Raw genomic sequence first — 16,351 nt, 5'->3', positions numbered from 1 at the left:
TCGCAGTGGATCCCAGGGCGGATGGCCGGTCGTCAGCGGGCGCCGGACGCGGCCAGGCTGCTGACGTCGAGCAGGTCACCGAGGCCGGCCAGTGCGCGGGGCACGAGCCGGTAGTAGACCCAGGTGCCGCGCCGGTCGCTGTTGACCAGCCCGGCTTCGCGCAGGACCTTCAGATGGTGGGAGATGGTCGGGCCGGTCAGGTCGAACTCACCGGTGAGGTCGCACACGCAGACCTCACCACCGCCGGCCGATGCGATCATCGACAGCAGTCGCAGACGCACCGGGTCGCCCAGCGCCTTGAACATCGGCGCGACCGCGGTGGCCTCCTTGGCGTCGAGCGCCCCCCGAACCACCGGCGTCAACGAGGACGGCCGGGGCTTCGTCTCGATCGATAGTGCTGACATGCGCCCAAGCTTGGCAAAGCCAGGCAAGTACGCGAACGTATCGATGTCAGGACGGTCAGCAGCGGTGGTTGCGCTCAGTGGTCGGCGCCGTCCCAGTCGCGGCCGACGCCCACGGACACCTCCAGCGGCACGGACAACGGGTAGGCCCCGCCCATCTCGCGCCGGACCAGCTCCTCCAGAGCGTCGCGCTCGCCGGGCGCCACCTCGAAGACCAGCTCGTCGTGCACCTGCAGCAGCATCCGCGAACGCAGCCCGGAATCGCGCAGCGCCTCGTCGACGCGCAGCATCGCCACCTTGATGATGTCCGCCGCGGAGCCCTGGATCGGCGCGTTGAGCGCCATCCGCTCCGCCATCTCCCGGCGCTGGCGGTTGTCGCTGCTCAGGTCTGGCAGGTAACGACGCCGGCCGAGGATGGTGGCGGTGTACCCGTCCTGCACCGCGCGGCGCACGACGGCCTGCAGGTAGTCGCGGACGCCGCCGAAACGGGTGAAGTACTCGTCCATCAGCCCACGGGCCTCTTCGACCGCAATCGTGAGCTGGTTGGACAGACCGTACGCGCTGAGCCCGTACGCGAGGCCGTAGTTCATCGCCTTGATCTTGCGGCGGTGATCGTGGCCGACCTGCTCCACCGGCAGGCCGAACACCGACGAGGCGGTGGCGGCGTGGAAGTCGGCCCCGGAGTTGAACGCGGCGATCAGCGCGTCGTCGCCGGACAGGTGCGCCATGATCCGCATCTCGATCTGGCTGTAGTCCGCGGTCATCAGCTGCTCGTAGCCGTCCCCCACGATGAACGCGCGGCGGATGCGCCGCCCCTCCTCCGTGCGGATCGGGATGTTCTGCAGGTTGGGGTCGGTGGACGACAGCCGCCCGGTCGCCGCCACGGTCTGGTTGAACGTGGTGTGGATCCGCCCGTCGGCGGAGACGGACTTGAGCAGGCCGTCCACCGTGGACTTCAGCTTGGCGACGTCGCGGTGGCGCAGCAGGTGCGCCAGCAGCGGGTCGGCGGTCTGCGCGAACAGGCTCTGCAACGCGTCGGCGTCGGTCGTGTACCCCGACTTGATGCGCTTGGTCTTGGGCAGGTTCCGCTCCGTGAACAGGATCTCCTGCAGCTGTTTCGGGGAACCGAGGTTGAACTCGCGGCCCACCTCGGCGTGCGCGGCCTGCGCCGCCGCCTTCACCTCAGCGGCGAAATGGGCCTCCAACTCGGACAGATACTCCGTGTCCGCGGCGATGCCGAGGTGCTCCATCTCGCCGAGAACGACCTCCAGCGGCTGCTCCACGTCGGCGAGCAGACGCTGGGATTCGCCGCCGTCGCGGGACAACTCCTCGGTCAGCACGTCCGCCAGGTCGAGGGTGGCGCGGGCGCGCAGCATCACCCCTTCCTCGGCCGCCCCGTCGTCGCCGAGGCCCTCCAGGGTGAGCTGGCCGTCGTCGGGGGCGTCGACCCGCAGCTCGCGCTTGAGGTAGCGCAGCGCCAGGTCGGTCAGGTCATATGCCCGCTGGTCGGGCTTGGCCAGATACGCCGCGAGGGCGGTGTCGACCCGCACCCCGGCCAGCGTCCAGCCGTGCGCGCGCATCGCCAGCATGGCCGGTTTCGCGTCGTGGATCACTTTGGGACGGGTCGGCTCGGCCAGCCACGCGGCTACCGCACGGTCGTCGTTCTCGTCGAGGGTGGTGGGGTCGAACCAGGCCGCCGGGCCGTCGCCGGTGGCGACCGCGACCCCGGTCAGCGCGCCCGTGCCGCGGCCGAAACGGCCGGTGACCGCGACTCCGACCGGGGCGACCCCGGCGTGCTCGCGCAGCCAGGCGGCCACCTCGCCGGTGCGCAGCATCGCGCCGGACAGGTCGAAGCCGGACTCGGCCTCGGGCTCGACCGCCTCCAGGTACGAGTACAGCCGCTCGCGCAGGACGCGGAACTCCAGCGCGTCGAAGACCTGATGCACCGCCTCGCGGTCCCACCCGGGCCACTGCACATCCGCCGGGCCCAGCGGCAGCTCCAGGTCGCAGACCAGGGCGTTGATCTCGTAGTTGCGCAGGACGTCGGCGAGATGGGCGCGCAGGTTCTCCCCCGCCTTGCCCTTGATCTCGTCGACGCGCGCCACGATGCCGTCGAGGCCGCCGTACTGATTGATCCACTTGGCGGCGGTCTTGTCGCCGACGCCGGGCACGCCGGGCAGGTTGTCGCTGGTCTCGCCGACCAGGGCGGCCTTGTCGCGGTAGCGATCGGGGCCCACCCCGTACTTCGCCTCGATGGCGGCCGGGGTCATCCGCCACACCTCGGAGACGCCGCGCACCGGGTAGAGGATCGTCACATGCTCGCCGGCGAGCTGGAACGCATCGCGGTCGCCGGTGGAGATGACCACCTCCATCCCCAGGTCACGGCCCTGGGTGGCGAGCGTGGCGATGACGTCGTCGGCCTCGTAGCCCGGCTTTTCCACGACCGGGATACGCAGCGCCTCCAGCACCTCCTTGACCAGGCTGACCTGGCCCTGGAACGGCTGCGGGGTCTCGGAACGGCCCGCCTTGTACTCCGCGTACTTCTCCGTGCGGAACGACTGCCGGGACACGTCGAACGCGACCACGATATGCGTGGGCTGCTCGTCACGCAGCATGTTGATCAGCATCGACGTGAAGCCGAAGACGGCGTTGGTCGGCTGGCCGGTCTGGGTGGAGAAATTCTCCACCGGCAGCGCGAAGAAGGCCCGGTAGGCCAGCGAATGGCCGTCGAGCAGCAGCAAGCGGGGGGTCTTGGCGTCGTCGCTCACGTCGCTGAACTCTAGTCGCGACCTACGACAACACCGCCGACCGCCCCGCCCGCTTTACAGCACCTTGCTCAGGAATGCCTTGGTGCGTTCGTGCTGCGGATTTCCGATGACATCCCGCGGCGCACCCTGCTCGACCACGACCCCGCCGTCCATGAAGACCAGCGAGTCGCCCACCTCCCGGGCGAAACCGATCTCGTGGGTCACCACGACCATCGTCATGCCGTCGCGGGCCAGATCCTTCATGACGTCGAGGACCTCGCCGACCAGCTCCGGGTCCAGCGCGCTGGTGGGCTCGTCGAACAGCATCAGCTTGGGCCGCATGGCCAGGGCGCGGGCGATCGCCACCCGCTGCTGCTGCCCGCCGGACAGCTGCGACGGGTAGTTGCCGGTCTTCTCGCCCAAGCCCACCCGATCAAGCAGGGCGAGGGCCTGGTCCCGGGTCGCCGCCTTGTTCTCCTTCTTGACCCGGACGGGGGCCTCCATGACGTTCTCCAGCGCCGTCATGTGCGGGAACAGGTTGAACCGCTGGAACACCATGCCGATGGACCGGCGCTGCTCGGCCACCTCGCGTTCCTTCATCTCGTACAGCTTGCCGCGGCGCTCGCGGTAGCCGACCAGTTCCCCGTCGACGAAGATCCGGCCGCCGTTGATCTTCTCCAGGTGGTTGATGCAGCGCAGGAACGTCGACTTGCCGGAGCCGGAGGGGCCCAGCACGCAGCACACCTCTCCCGGCTTGACGACCAGGTCGACGCCCTTGAGCACCTCGACGCTGCCGAACGACTTGTGCACGTTGTCCGCGCGCACCATTTCGGCCGTACCGTTGTTGCCGGTCATGGGGTTGCACCGCCCTCCACCGTGATACGGCCGCCCTGCTCCATCTCGATGTTGCGCAGCCGCCGCTTGGCCTTGGCGGCCGTGCCGTAGCCCCGGCCGAAATGCCGCTCCAGGAAGAACTGCCCGACCATCAGGATGCTGCACATGATGAGGTACCAGATCACCGCGGCGATCAGCACCGGCAGCACCACGAAGGTGCGCGCCTTGATCGCGCTGAGCTGGAAGAACAACTCGAAGGTCACCGGCGCGAACGCCACCAGCGACGTGTCCTTGACCATCGCGATGACCTCGTTGCCGGTCGGCGGCACGATCACCCGCATCGCCTGCGGCAGCACGACGCGCAGCAGCACCTGCGTGCGGGACAGGCCCAGCGCCACGGCCGCCTCGCCCTGCCCGGGGTCGATCGACTGGATGCCCGCCCGCACGATCTCGGCCATGTACGCGGCCTCGGACAGCCCCAGAGCCAGCATGCCGGCCACGAATCCGGCCAGCAGGTCGGTCGCCTTGATGCTGTAGAACTGCCCGTTGAAGTTGTCGATGCCGAACAACGCGCCGATCTGCTTGTCGAACGGCAGGCCGAAGCCGATGCGGGTCCACAGGATGTTCAGGTTGCCGAAGAGGATCACCAGCACCAGCCGGGGCACCGCGCGGAAGAACCACGTGTAGACCCACGACGCGTACTTCAGGACCGGATTCTCCGACAGCCGCATGATCGCGAGCACGATGCCCAGCACGATGCCGATGACCATCGAGCTGATCGTCAGCAGGATCGTGCCCCACAGGCCCTGCAGGACCGGGCCGGTGAACATCACGCCGCGCTTGCCTTCGGCGTACGACGTGAAGATGAACGACCAGCGGAAACGGTCGTTGGTCACCAGCAGGTGGAGGAACATCGCGCCGAGGATCGCGATCACCGCGATCGCCACCCACCGGCCGGGGTGCCGCACGGGCACGGCCTTGATCGCCTCAGGCCGCGCCCGTCCGGGCTGTGTCTGCTCGCTCATGCGCGGATCAGGACGCCGCCGGGTTCACCTCGGGGGCGGTGATCGCACCCGCGGTGACGCCCCACTTGTCCAGGATCGTCTTGTACGTACCGTCGGCGATCAGCGACGCCACGGCGTCCTTGATCACCCCGGCGAACTCGGTCTTGTCCTTGGCGACGACGTAGCCGTACGGCGCCGAGTCGTAGATGCCGCCGAGCAGCGCGAGCTGGCCGTTGGTCTGCTTGACCGCGTACGCGACGACCGGGGAGTCCGCCAGCATCGCCTCGTCCTTGCCCGTCACCACGGCGTTCGTGGCGTCCGACTGGGCCTGGTACTGGTCGACCGTGATCTTCGGCTTGCCGGCGTCGGTGCACTTCTTCGACCGCGCGTTCACGTCGTCGACCTGCACCGTCGCGGTCTGCACGGCGATCTTCTTGCCGCAGGCGTCGTCCGGGTTGATCGTCGCGCCCGCCTTGGCGGCCCACTGGGTGCCGGCGGAGAAGTAGGAGATCATGGTGGCCTCCTTCTCCCGCTTCGCGTTGATCGTGAACGACGAGACCCCGACCTGGTACTTGCCGGAGCTCACGCCCGGAATGATGCTGTCGAACGTCGCCGACTGCCACTCCGTCTTCAGGTTCAGCTTCTGGCCGACCGCGTTGAACAGGTCGACGTCGAAGCCGACGACCGTCTTGCCGTCGGTGTCCAGGAACTCACTCGGCGCGTACGACGAGTCCGTACCGATGACCAGCTTGCCGGCTGCCTTGATGTCGGCGGGCACCTTGTCCGCCAGCGACGTGTCGGCGGACGCCTTGGGCACGGCCTTGCCGGACGAACCGGTGTCGGACTCCGAACCACAAGCGGCGAGGGAGAGTGTCAGGGCGGCCGCGGCGGTGAGGCCAAGAATCGCGCGCCGGCCAGGGGCGGTGCGGAACATGAACAACAACTCCTTGTGAGGGGGATACGACGGATCAGGCGACGCCGAGGTAAGCGTCCTTGACGGCGGGGTCGTGCAGCAGTTCCGCGCCGGTCCCGGCCTTGACGATGCGGCCGGTCTCCAGCACGTACGCGCGGTGCGCGCGCGACAGCGCCTGTTGTGCGTTCTGCTCCACCAGCAACACCGTGGTGCCCTGCTGGTTGATCTCGACGATGATGTCGAAGATCTGCTGGATGAGCATCGGCGCTAGACCCATGGAGGGCTCATCCAAAAGGAGCAGTTTGGGTCGGCTCATCAGCGCCCGGCCCACCGCGAGCATCTGCTGCTCACCGCCGGACAGGGTGCCACCCACCTGCTTTTCCCGCTCCTTGAGCCGGGGAAACAGCGTGAAGGCCCGCTCCAGGTCCTCGTTGATCTCGGCACGCACCTTGCGGGTGTACGCGCCCATCTCCAGGTTCTCCCGGACGGTCATGCCCGGGAAGATGCCGCGGCCCTCCGGCGACTGCGACACCCCACGGACCACCCGCAGGTCGGCGCGCAGCTTCGTGATGTCCTCGCCGTCGAAACGGATCGAACCCTGCGCCACCGGGCGCAGACCCGAGATCGCCCGCATCGTGGTCGACTTGCCGGCGCCGTTCGCGCCGATCAGCGCCACGATCTCGCCCTGCGCCACGGTCAGGCTGATGCCGTGCAGGGCCTGGATACGGCCGTACAGCAGCGTGACGTTGTCCAGCTCAAGCAGCATCGGTCGGCACTCCCAGGTACGCGGCGATGACCGCCGGGTTGTCCCGCACCTCGGCGGGCGTCCCCTCGGCGATCTTCTTGCCGAACTCCAGCACGACGATCCGGTCCGTCACACCCATCACCAGGCGCATGTCGTGCTCGATGAGCAGCACGGTCACCCCGGTGTCCCGGATCTTGCGGATGAGCTGCAGCAGCTCCTCCTTCTCCGCCGGGTTGAAGCCCGCCGCCGGCTCGTCCAGGCACAGCAGCGTCGGGTTCGTCGCCAGCGCACGGGCGATCTCCAGGCGCCGCTGCTCGCCGTACGACAGGTTGCGCGACACCTCGCCCGCGCGCTTGTCGATGCCGACGAAACGCAGCAGCTCCAGCGACCGCGCCCGGCCGGTCCGCTCCTCCCGCAGGTGGCGCGGGAGCCGGAACAGCGCACCGATCACGCTGGTCTTGTGATGGGCGTCCATGCCCACCATCACGTTCTCCAGCGCGGTCATCTCCGGGAACAACCGGACGTTCTGGAACGTACGGGCGATCCCGGACCGGGTGATCTCGTGCTTCTTCTTCCCGACGATGGACTCACCGTTGAACCGGATCGCCCCGCTCGTCGGCCGGTACACGCCGGTCGTCGCGTTGAAGCAGGTGGTCTTGCCCGCGCCGTTCGGCCCGATCAGGCCGAAGATCTCGCCGCGGCGCAGGCTGAACGACACGTCGTTGAGGGCCACCACGCCGCCGAAGCGCAGCGTCACGTGGTCGACCTCCAGCAGGACGTCGCTCGCCCCCGCCCCGGCAGGGGTGTATCCACCCCTGCCGGTCGGAATCGGCAGGTCCACCCGACGGGCGTTGGCCGCGTCCATCTCCTGCGGCGTCTCGATGTGCGGCTCGCTCACTGCGGAGCCACCTCCCTCTCCCGGTCCTTCAGCTCCATCGCCCGCCGCCGGCTCGGGATCAGACCCTGCGGCCGGAAGATCATGATCACGATGATCACCACGCCGAAGATCGCGAAGCGGTACTCGAACAGGTCCGTGTTGAAGATCGGGTCCGTGATACCCCGCAGCCGGTCAGGGATGTACGAGATCAGCGCACCGCCCAGGATGGCACCGGCGATGTTGCCCGAACCACCCATGACCACACCGGCCAGCACCAGGATCGAGAACTGCAGCACGAACGTGCTGGAGTTGACGAAGCCCTGCGTACCCGCGAACAACACACCGCCCAGGCCACCGATGAACGCACCGATGGCGAACGCCCACAGCTTGTACTTGATCGTCCGCACGCCCATGATCTCGGCGGCTTCCTCGTCCTCACGGATCGCCAGCCACGACCGGCCCACCCGGCTGCGGTCCAGGTTCCGCACCCCGATGACCACCAGGAGAATCACGGTCAGACCGAGCCAGAAGTACGGCGTCGCATCCCGTACCCCGAAGATCGGCTCGCCGTTGATCGTGCCCGGCGGATGCGGCAGATCCGTGAACCCGCGGTCACCGCGCAGCGTCTCCGTGCTCGTCGCCACGATCCGGATGATCTCCGCGAAGCCCAGCGTCACGATCGCCAGATAGTCACCGCGCAACCGCAGGGTCGGCCAGCCCAGGATCAGACCCGCCACCATCGTCACCGCCAGCGCGATCGGGATCGACGCCAGCCACGCCCACTTCGTGTGCAGGATGCTGTCCGGCGAGGTCAGCAACGCGGTCACATACGCGCCCACCGCGAAGAAACCCACATACCCCAGGTCCAGCAGACCCGCGAAGCCCACCACGACGTTCAGGCCCAAGGCCAGCAGCACGAAGTAGGACATGTTGAACAGCGCGCTCGGCCAGTCGATGCCCTGGGTCGTGATCTGCGGGCCGATCAGCGGGATCTCACCGACGTACGGCAGCAGGTACGCCAGCGCCACGAACCCCAGCACCACCGCGATCCGCGCCGGGGTCGGAAGCCCGGCGAACCAGCCCCGCACACCGCCCCGTTCCCGGAACGACTGCGTGTTTCCACTCGCCTCGGTCATGACAGTTCCTCCCTCGGCATGCCCTCGCGGCCCTCGCTTCGCTCGGTGCACTCGTTCATGCCCGTGCCTTCCCCAGAGACTCGCCCAGCAGGCCGGTCGGCCGCGCCAGCAGGATCAGCACCAGCAGCACGAACGACGCCGCGTGCAGCCACTGCGTGCCGAACAACCCGGCCGCGTAGTTCTGCAGCACACCCAGCAGCAGCCCACCCAGCAGGGCGCCGCGCAGGTTGCCGATACCACCCAGCACCGCCGCGGTGAACGCCTCGATGCCCAGCAGGAAGCCGGCGTCGAACCGCGTCACACCGATCTTCAAGTCGTACATGACCGCCGCGATGCCGGCCATCAGACCGCCGATGAGGAACACCAGCGCGATCACGCGGCTCTTGTTCACACCCATCAGCGCCGCGCTGTCCGGATTCTGCGCCACCGCCCGGATGCCGCGGCCCAGCCGCGAACGGTTGATGAACCGGTCCAGCACGAACATCATCACCAGCGCCAGCCCGATGATCAGGATCTGCAGATTCGTGATCTGCGTGTTGCCGATCGTGATCACGACCTTCTGCTGCACCAGGCCCGGCACACCGGTCGGATTCCGGTGCGTGACCACACCGACCGTCTCCGAGATCGCCAGCGACGCACCGATCGCCGTGATGAGGAACGCCAGCGGCGGTGCGTTGCGCCGCCGCAGCGGCCGGTACGCCACCAGCTCCACCACCAGCGCGGTCGTGCCGGACGCGACGATCGCCGCGACCAGGCCCAGCAGCAACAGGCCGATCACCGCCATGGTCGACGGGGTGGCGGAGTTCTGGTCCAGGCCGAACACGCCCCACATCAGCAGCGCGGCGTACGTACCCAAGAGGAAGACTTCGGAATGCGCGAAGTTGATGAGTCGCAACACACCGTAGACCAGGGTGTAGCCCAGCGCGAACAACGCGATGATCGCGCCCTGCGCCAAGCCGGTCACGGTCAGTGGACCGAAGTCGTGGATCAGACCCGAGAAATTCACAAGGGGCTCCTGAAACGAGAGGTCGGTGTGGCCGGAGGTCATCCGGCCACACCGCACCTACAGAGAGTTACCGGTCGATCAGGCCTTCGGAGCCTCTTGGTCCGCGACCGTGTTGCCGTTCGCGTCGAACTTGAACGCCCAGACCTTGATGAACTGCGGGTCAAGCTCACCGGTGTCGGTGAACTTGTACGTGTTCGCAATGCCCTGGTAGTTCACCGTCGACAGGAAGGTGATCAGCTTCTCGGGCGTCGTGTTGCCCTCGTCGATGCCCTTGAGGTAGATGTTCGCCGCGTCGAACGCCACGTCCGAGTACGTACCCGCGTCCTGGTTCCAGGCCGCCTTGTAGTCCGCGACGAACGTGCCGCCCGCCTTCTCCGGCGGCGAGCACGGGCAGGTCACGATCGTGCCCGCGGCAGCCGCGTTGCCGGCCGCCTTGGCCAGACCCGGGTCCTTCATGCCGTCGCCGCCGACCAGCGTGCCCTTCCAGCCCGCCGCGGTCAGCTGCTTACGGATCAGACCACCGTTGGCGTAGTAACCGCCGTAGAACAGCGCGGTCGCCCCGCTGCTCTTGACCTTCTGCACCAGCGCCGAGAAGTCGGTCTGCTTGCCGTCGGCCTCGGTCTTGTCCGTGCCCGCGACCGCCGCGCCGAGCGTCTTCTTGACCACCTCGGCCAGACCCGCGCCGTACGCGGACTGGTCGTCGGCCACGAAGACCTTCTCGGCCTTCATGATGTTCTTGATGTAGTTGGCCGCAGCCGGGCCCTGCGCGTCGTCGTTCGCGACGGCCCGGTGGAAGGACTTCCACCCGTTGGCCGACAGCGACACCCGGGTCGCGGACGGGGTGATCGTCGGGATCTTGGCCGACTCGAAGATCGGGCCGGCAGCCTCGGACTCGCCGGAGAACGGCGGGCCGACCACACCGATGATCTTCTTGTCCGCCACCAGGCTACGAGCAACACCCGGCGCGACCGCAGGGTCACCCTGCGAGTCGAACTTCTTGACCGTGATGCACTCGGAGCCCTTCTTGGTGTTGTACTGCTTGATCGCGAGCTCGAAGCCCTGCTCGATGTTCACACCGAGGTTGGCCGCGGGGCCCGTCAGCGCTCCGAAGAACGCGAGCGAGTAGCCGCAGTTCGAGCCGCTCGCCGTGTTGCTGCTGCCGCTGTCCTTGTTACAAGCGGCGGCACCGGCGATGAGGCCGATGACAGCCACCCCGCCGATGGCTCGTGCGAGAACCTGCCTCAAGGTTGGACCCCTCCTCCATACCGAACCCACCGAGCCACCGCGCGTCGATTGGCACTTGCGTGCTCCACGCCACATTCCGGGCCCGTCATGGGGCGGGACGCTATCCCAACCGCAACACCGGGGGTAAGAGGACGGGCGGGCATTCACCGAACCGTTACGTGGGGTGCTGTTCGGGTGCGAATTGGTGTCACAACTCGCGTGCCACAAGGCCCAAGATCACGAGCTCGACGAGGCCCCCGACTCCAGGTCCTCCGCAATGATCCGCTCCGCGACCTCACGCATCGTCATCCGGTGATCCATCGCCGTCCGCTGGATCCATTTGAACGCCTGCGGCTCGGTCATCGCGTACTTCGTCATCAGCTGGCCCTTGGCCCGCTCCACCGACTTACGCGTCTCCAGCCGCTCCGACAAGCCCGCCACCTCGGACTCCAGCGCGGCGATCTCCGCGTACCGGGAGAGCGCAATCTCGATGGCCGGCACAAGATCCGACTTCTGGAACGGCTTCACCAGGTACGCCATCGCACCGGCCGCGCGCGCCCGCTCCACCAGGTCACGCTGGCTGAACGCGGTCAGGATCACCACCGGGGCGATCCGGCCCCCCGCGATCCGCTCGGCCGCCGCCAGGCCATCCATGATGGGCATCTTGATGTCGAGAATCACCAGGTCCGGCTTCAGTTCCTCGGCCAGCCGGACGGCGGTCTCGCCGTCCCCGGCCTCACCGACGACGTCGTAGCCCTCCTCCACGAGCATCTCGGCCAGGTCCAGCCGGATGAGCGCCTCGTCCTCGGCGATCAGCACCCGCCTGCGCTCTGCCCCCGCCTGCGTGTCGGCCACGGAACCCCAACCCCCAACGCTCAAATGGATCTCGACACCCGGGTATCTGGGTGCCGCTGCCCTCAGCGTAGTAGGTAAGCTTCGACGTGCTCGGGTCAGCGTGGGCAGACCTCGCTGGACCGAGCATGCCGGGGTGGCGCAATCGGCTGACGCGGATGACTCAAAATCATTTGTCCGAGAGGACATGCGGGTTCGAATCCCGTCCCCGGCACCAAGAAATTGTCGTACCTGCGTTCGAGCATGGCGGGGTGCATCCACCCCACCTCCGCGAACAGGCGGCTCGGCTGCAGGCCGGCGGTATGCCCTTCGGCGAGGTATGCCGTTCGCTCGGACTACCCAGAGGCACCGTCGGCCATTGGTTATACGGCGAACGGGCGCGCCGACGGCTGCGGCGACCGCCGGACCCCCACCGTTGCTCCCGGTGCCGCCCCCTGCCTGGACCGCCGGCCGACCAAGCAAGCTACGCCTATCTGCTCGGCCTCTATCTCGGTGACGGCCACCTCGTTACCAGCGCCAAAGTCCCCGTCCTGCGCGGGCTGTTTCATTCCGACGGTTGCCGCGTCACGAACACCATCCGACGCCAGAAAAAGACATATGCCTATCCGAGGTACATGTTCTCGAACGAGTCCGCCGACATCATGGGCCTGTGCCAGGCATCGCTGGACCAACTAGGCGTTCCCTGGCGGATGTGCCGCCGCAACATGCTGTCGGTCGCGCGCCGCGAGGGTGTGGCCGTCCTCGACCGGCACATCGGTCCCAAGCAGTGACCCGCGGCCGCCGGCAACGGTGCTCAGTTCACCGGCCAGCGCGCACCGGTCATCGTGTCCGCCGGGTACCGCTCGGGCCGCCGGTTCACCGGGCACTGCCCGGTGCGCGCCGTGAACTGCCGGGCGAGGATCTGCGCGTGGCGCGGCGTGACCCGGGCGGCGTACGGCTCGGATGGCGCAAGCGCGACGGCACCCGGCACGAGTGCCGTGGTGTCGGCGGCGGGGACGCCGGCTTCTCGCCGGAGCCGGCCGCCGAGCCGGGTAAGGGCGGCGGATCGATGCCGGACCAGGTAGGTCATGAGTTGCCGGTATTGCGCGAGCCTGCGCAGGCGCCAGCCGATGCGGTCGGCGAACACCTCGTCCGGTGCGGGGGCGGTGTTGAGGTACATGGTGGCTGCCTTGGTGGTCGCCGGCCGCGTGCCGGGGTGGGGATGTCTGGGGGCGGCGCCGGTTCAGTTTCTGGGGTCTGGCCCGGGGTGATGCGATGGTTTGCCCGCCCCGCCGTCGTCGCCGGGGTCGCCCTGTCCGGTGCCGGGCCGGTCCGGGAGGTGGGTGGGTTTGGGCTTCTTGTGCGGGATGAGGTCGCGCAGGGTGGCGCAGTACCGCGCGATGTCGTCCCCCCCGCCCGCTGCCGCCGCCAGCGCGGCGCGGGTCTGCTCGCTCAGCGCCTTGCCGTGGGGGTTGCGGCGGGCGGTCTCCCAGGCGATGCAGAGGCCGAGGACGTCGCCGGGTGCCGGGCTGAGACCCGGTGCCGGGCTGAGACCCGGTATCGGGCTGCCGCTCGGTGCCGGGCTGGTGAACGGTGGTGCCGCGCCGTCGACGGTGGTACGGGTGCCGGGTGTCGCGGTGGCGGCGGTGGTACGGGGGGTGACCGGATTCCGGGCGGCGGCGCCATGGGGGGAGGGCGCGCCGCCGCCCGGGCCGGTCGGGGTGCGGTGAGGGACGGGTGCCGGCGCGGGGACGCCGATGGCGGAGAAGAGGCGATGCGCACGCTGCTGCGCGCCGTCCGGCAGGTTTCCGGTGCCGGCCGCGAACGCCGTGCCGCTGCTCGCCAGGACTGCGAATCCGGCCGCCACCTTCATCGCGACCGTCCTGGCGGACAGCGGTACCCGGACACGGCGTGTTCCCTTCGCAGGTGTGGTCGGCACGGCGCGCTGATGTGCCGCCACGAATCCGGCCACCGCTGCGCGTTCGCCGGCGAGTTCCCGCGGGGATGCGGGCGCCCGGGCGGCGGCGAGCAGTTGACCCAGTCCCTCGTGTCCGGGACCGGGCTGGTGACCGGCAACCAGACGGTCGGCCTCATCGAGGCCGAGTCGTCGGGTTCGCCACGTACGCATCGCATGGGTAAGAGCGTCGCGGGGGCGCATGGCGTTACACCCCCTCGGTGCGGATCGTGCGGGCGGGCGAAAGTGCGGGGTTGCGGGCCTGGACCTGGGGGTCGGCGGCGAGGCGGCGCAGGCCGCGCATGGTGGCGATGCGTACCGCGCCGGGGCGTTTGCCGAGGACCTGGGCTGTGGTGGCGACATCGAGGCCGGCGACGACGCGGAGCATGACGGCTTCGGCCTGGTCGGTGGGGAGGGCGGCGATGCGGCTGAGCGCCCAGGCAGTGTCGCTGCCTTCGGCGGCTTCGGCGGCGGCGTCGCGGGCGGGGGTGCCGGTGGTGTCGTCGGCGATGGTGCCGGTGGGGTGTTCGGGGCGGCGTCCGGCGCGGCGTTGTTCGTCGATGGCGCGGTTGCGGGCGATGCGGAACAGCCAGCCGCGGAAGGCGGCGCCGTCGCCGGTGAAGCGGTGCAGGTCGCGGGCGGCTTGCAGCCAGGTTTCGGAGGCCACGTCGTCGGCGGTGTCGCCGACGACGACGCGCAGGTAGCGCAGCAGGGCGGGGTTGAGAAAGCGCCAGAGGACGGCGAAGGCCCGTTCGTCGCCGGCGTTGGCCGCGCGGACCGCCCGGGCGAGGTCATCGTCTTGCGACACGCTGTTTGGTCGTCTTCCGATCCGTTGATGGCAGGGCCAGCACGGTACACCGGCTTCGGCGGCGGCGCGGGCGGGGTCCCGCGGGCGGGTGGGGCGGCTGCGGCGGGCGGGGTGGTGACGGGTTGTCCGGGCTCGGCGGCTGGTGCGGGTCATTTCCGCAAAGGGCGGGTTCGGCCGCGTGGCTGGTGCTGTCATGGCAGTAATCAGCACTGGCGGGAGGCTCCATGGTGTGGTCGGGCTCGGCGCCACGGTCCGGGATGCGTGAACGCATGTGGGCGGTGCTGCTGGTGATGGGTGTGGCGTGGCTGGCCGTTGCGTGGCTGGTGCTGCGGGTGGACCCGGGCGATGTGGCGACTGCGGCGGGGGTGGTGCTGCTGGTCGCCGCGGTGAGCGAGGTGCTGCGGGCGCTGGCGGGGGCGCGTACGTGGTGGTTGGCCGCCGGTTTGGCGGTGTTGTTCGCGGCCGCGGGGGTGCTGGTGTGGGTGGGGGTGGATTCCTCGTACGCCTCGACGGCCGCGGTGGTCGGCGGTTTTCTGATGGTGCGTGGCGTGGCGGATGTGACGGTGGCGGCGTTGCTGCGCGAGACGGACCGGATCTGGGGTTTCCTGCTCCTGCTGGGCGTGGCGGAGGCGGCGCTGGGGGTGTGGACGGCGGCCCCGGCGGTACGCGGCGATGAGACGTTGATTGTGGTGCTGGCGGGGTTGGCGGTGGCGCGTGCCGCGGCGGATCTGGTGGGTGCGTTGCAGTTGTGGGAGGGACCGCCGGCGTCGCTGCTCGATCTGCCTCCGGAGCGGGCCGCCGGAGTGGCCGGGTACTCGGCGGGGCTGACCGATTTTCCGGATGGTGTGGCGCGGTATCGCTCGCAGGGGTTGGCGGCGTTGTCGGCGCCGGGCGGTTCGGGGCCGGGGCTGGTCGGGTTGGAGCTTGCGGAGCCGGGTTCGGCCGGGCCGGGGTGGGGTTCGGCAGCGGGTTCGGATTCCGGCGGGCCGGGCCCGGCGGGTTGGGGGTCGGCCGGGCAGGGCGCGGCGGGTTCGGGTGCGTCCGGCCGGGCTTCGGTGCCGCCGGGCACCGCGGGCGGTGCGGCCGGGGGAGCCGGTGCGGGGCCTGTCGGGGCCGGGCAGCAGGGCATGGGCGCGGTCGGAGGGCGGCAGCCGGGGCAGGTCGGAGGGCAGCCGGGCGCCGGGGTCGGCGGTCAGGGTGGTGGATGGCCGGGCGGGGATCAGTCGTCGAGCTTCCATGACGAGGTGCTGCGTACGACCGCGGATCTGGACACGATGCTGGCCATGGCGGGGGTGACCGGTACGGTCACCGGCGCCGCGGCGGCCGCCCAGCACGTGGATTTGCCGCCGGTGCCGGACACGCCCGAGGGTGTGCTGGCGTTGCCGCCGGCGGAGCCGTCCGCGGGCCCTTGGACGCCGGGGACTCCGCAGTGGCCGTCCGGGGCGCCGATGCCGGATGGGTCCGGCCCGGCCCGGCCCGAGGAATCGGCGTCGCAGCGGCCGGCCGAGGCGGCCCCGGAGACGGCGTGGCAGCGGCCGCCGGACCCGGCGTGGCCCCCGGCGTCTCCGGGTGTGCAGTCCGGTGGTGTGGCGCCCTCGGTGGGTTACGACCCGGCCGGGCGGTATCCGGCTGCGCAGCCGCCGCCGGCCCAGGCGTGGGCGGGCCAGTCGTCGGACGGCACAGCAGGCGTGGTGCCGGACGGCACGCCGGATCCGCAGGCTGCGGGAACGGGCGACGCCGCGCCGAGGGCGGGACACCGCCGCGCGGAGTGAGGTGGGCTTGCCTCCCCCAACCTCGCCGGTCCGGGGCCCGACACACGGTCAGTCGCCGGGCCGGGGTCCCGGATCGGCGGGGTCCCGGATCGGCGGGGG

16 protein-coding genes and 1 tRNA gene are annotated in these 16,351 nt (G+C 69.7%); 3 read left to right on the top strand and 14 right to left on the bottom strand.

Going from position 1 to position 16,351, the window contains the following annotated elements:
- Positions 1 to 32: 32 nt before the first annotated feature.
- From ACMCNK_RS32460 to ACMCNK_RS32410, 11 genes are all read right to left on the bottom strand, one after another.
- Positions 33 to 404, bottom strand: coding sequence for an ArsR/SmtB family transcription factor (locus ACMCNK_RS32460; RefSeq protein ID WP_412740139.1), 372 nt, complete (start codon positions 402 to 404; stop codon positions 33 to 35).
- Positions 405 to 478: 74 nt separating this feature from the next.
- The gene (gene polA, locus ACMCNK_RS32455) at positions 479 to 3,169 is read right to left on the bottom strand and encodes a DNA polymerase I (protein ID WP_412740138.1); all 2,691 of its coding nucleotides are present in this window, start codon (positions 3,167 to 3,169) and stop codon (positions 479 to 481) included.
- 54 nt (positions 3,170 to 3,223) lie between these two features.
- On the bottom strand, positions 3,224 to 4,003 hold the full coding sequence (locus tag ACMCNK_RS32450) for an amino acid ABC transporter ATP-binding protein (RefSeq protein ID WP_412740137.1): 780 nt from the start codon (positions 4,001 to 4,003) through the stop codon (positions 3,224 to 3,226).
- Positions 4,000 to 5,007 (bottom strand): amino acid ABC transporter permease, encoded by a 1,008-nt coding sequence (locus ACMCNK_RS32445; RefSeq protein ID WP_412740136.1) that lies wholly within the window; start codon positions 5,005 to 5,007, stop codon positions 4,000 to 4,002. The genes ACMCNK_RS32450 and ACMCNK_RS32445 overlap by 4 nt, the downstream gene beginning before the upstream one ends.
- A gap of 7 nt (positions 5,008 to 5,014) precedes the next feature.
- Entirely contained in the window at positions 5,015 to 5,920 is a 906-nt protein-coding gene (locus tag ACMCNK_RS32440) for an ABC transporter substrate-binding protein (protein WP_412740135.1), read from the bottom strand.
- Between the two features lie 34 nt (positions 5,921 to 5,954).
- Entirely contained in the window at positions 5,955 to 6,665 is a 711-nt protein-coding gene (locus ACMCNK_RS32435) for an ABC transporter ATP-binding protein (protein WP_412740134.1), read from the bottom strand.
- Positions 6,655 to 7,509 carry an ABC transporter ATP-binding protein gene (locus ACMCNK_RS32430; RefSeq protein ID WP_412741058.1) on the bottom strand — a complete coding sequence of 285 codons (855 nt, stop codon included), beginning with the start codon at positions 7,507 to 7,509 and terminating at the stop codon, positions 6,655 to 6,657. Before ACMCNK_RS32430 ends, ACMCNK_RS32435 begins: the two co-directional genes overlap by 11 nt.
- 29 nt (positions 7,510 to 7,538) lie before the next feature.
- The gene (locus ACMCNK_RS32425; RefSeq protein WP_412740133.1) at positions 7,539 to 8,657 is read right to left on the bottom strand and encodes a branched-chain amino acid ABC transporter permease; all 1,119 of its coding nucleotides are present in this window, start codon (positions 8,655 to 8,657) and stop codon (positions 7,539 to 7,541) included.
- A gap of 55 nt (positions 8,658 to 8,712) precedes the next feature.
- Positions 8,713 to 9,663 (bottom strand): branched-chain amino acid ABC transporter permease, encoded by a 951-nt coding sequence (locus tag ACMCNK_RS32420; RefSeq protein WP_412740132.1) that lies wholly within the window; start codon positions 9,661 to 9,663, stop codon positions 8,713 to 8,715.
- Between the two features lie 78 nt (positions 9,664 to 9,741).
- The gene (locus ACMCNK_RS32415; protein WP_412740131.1) at positions 9,742 to 10,908 is read right to left on the bottom strand and encodes a branched-chain amino acid ABC transporter substrate-binding protein; all 1,167 of its coding nucleotides are present in this window, start codon (positions 10,906 to 10,908) and stop codon (positions 9,742 to 9,744) included.
- 216 nt (positions 10,909 to 11,124) lie between these two features.
- Positions 11,125 to 11,742: an ANTAR domain-containing response regulator gene (locus tag ACMCNK_RS32410; protein WP_412740130.1), complete on the bottom strand. Its 618-nt coding sequence runs from the start codon at positions 11,740 to 11,742 to the stop codon at positions 11,125 to 11,127.
- A 127-nt stretch (positions 11,743 to 11,869) separates the two neighbouring features.
- Here ACMCNK_RS32410 and ACMCNK_RS32405 point away from each other — a divergent pair.
- A tRNA-Leu gene (locus tag ACMCNK_RS32405) sits at positions 11,870 to 11,956 on the top strand.
- Positions 11,957 to 12,353: 397 nt separating this feature from the next.
- Positions 12,354 to 12,509, top strand: a complete 156-nt coding sequence (locus ACMCNK_RS32400; RefSeq protein WP_412740129.1) for a hypothetical protein — start codon at positions 12,354 to 12,356, stop codon at positions 12,507 to 12,509.
- Positions 12,510 to 12,532: 23 nt separating this feature from the next.
- Here ACMCNK_RS32400 and ACMCNK_RS32395 read toward each other — a convergent pair whose 3' ends face one another.
- The 3 genes from ACMCNK_RS32395 to ACMCNK_RS32385 all read right to left on the bottom strand — a co-directional run bounded on the left by ACMCNK_RS32395 (position 12,533) and on the right by ACMCNK_RS32385 (position 14,480).
- Positions 12,533 to 12,898: a hypothetical protein gene (locus ACMCNK_RS32395; protein ID WP_412740128.1), complete on the bottom strand. Its 366-nt coding sequence runs from the start codon at positions 12,896 to 12,898 to the stop codon at positions 12,533 to 12,535.
- A 63-nt stretch (positions 12,899 to 12,961) separates the two neighbouring features.
- The gene (locus ACMCNK_RS32390; RefSeq protein ID WP_412740127.1) at positions 12,962 to 13,846 is read right to left on the bottom strand and encodes a hypothetical protein; all 885 of its coding nucleotides are present in this window, start codon (positions 13,844 to 13,846) and stop codon (positions 12,962 to 12,964) included.
- A 34-nt stretch (positions 13,847 to 13,880) separates the two neighbouring features.
- Positions 13,881 to 14,480 (bottom strand): RNA polymerase sigma factor, encoded by a 600-nt coding sequence (locus ACMCNK_RS32385; RefSeq protein WP_412740126.1) that lies wholly within the window; start codon positions 14,478 to 14,480, stop codon positions 13,881 to 13,883.
- A gap of 257 nt (positions 14,481 to 14,737) precedes the next feature.
- On the opposite strand from ACMCNK_RS32385, the gene ACMCNK_RS32380 reads away from it, so the two are divergent.
- Entirely contained in the window at positions 14,738 to 16,252 is a 1,515-nt protein-coding gene (locus ACMCNK_RS32380; protein WP_412740125.1) for a hypothetical protein, read from the top strand.
- The last annotated feature ends 99 nt before the right edge of the window (positions 16,253 to 16,351 follow it).

This window comes from Krasilnikovia sp. MM14-A1259 (genome assembly GCF_047159535.1).
Classification (GTDB): Bacteria; Actinomycetota; Actinomycetes; order Mycobacteriales; family Micromonosporaceae; genus Actinoplanes.
This window is presented reverse-complemented; position numbering and strand designations above follow the sequence as displayed.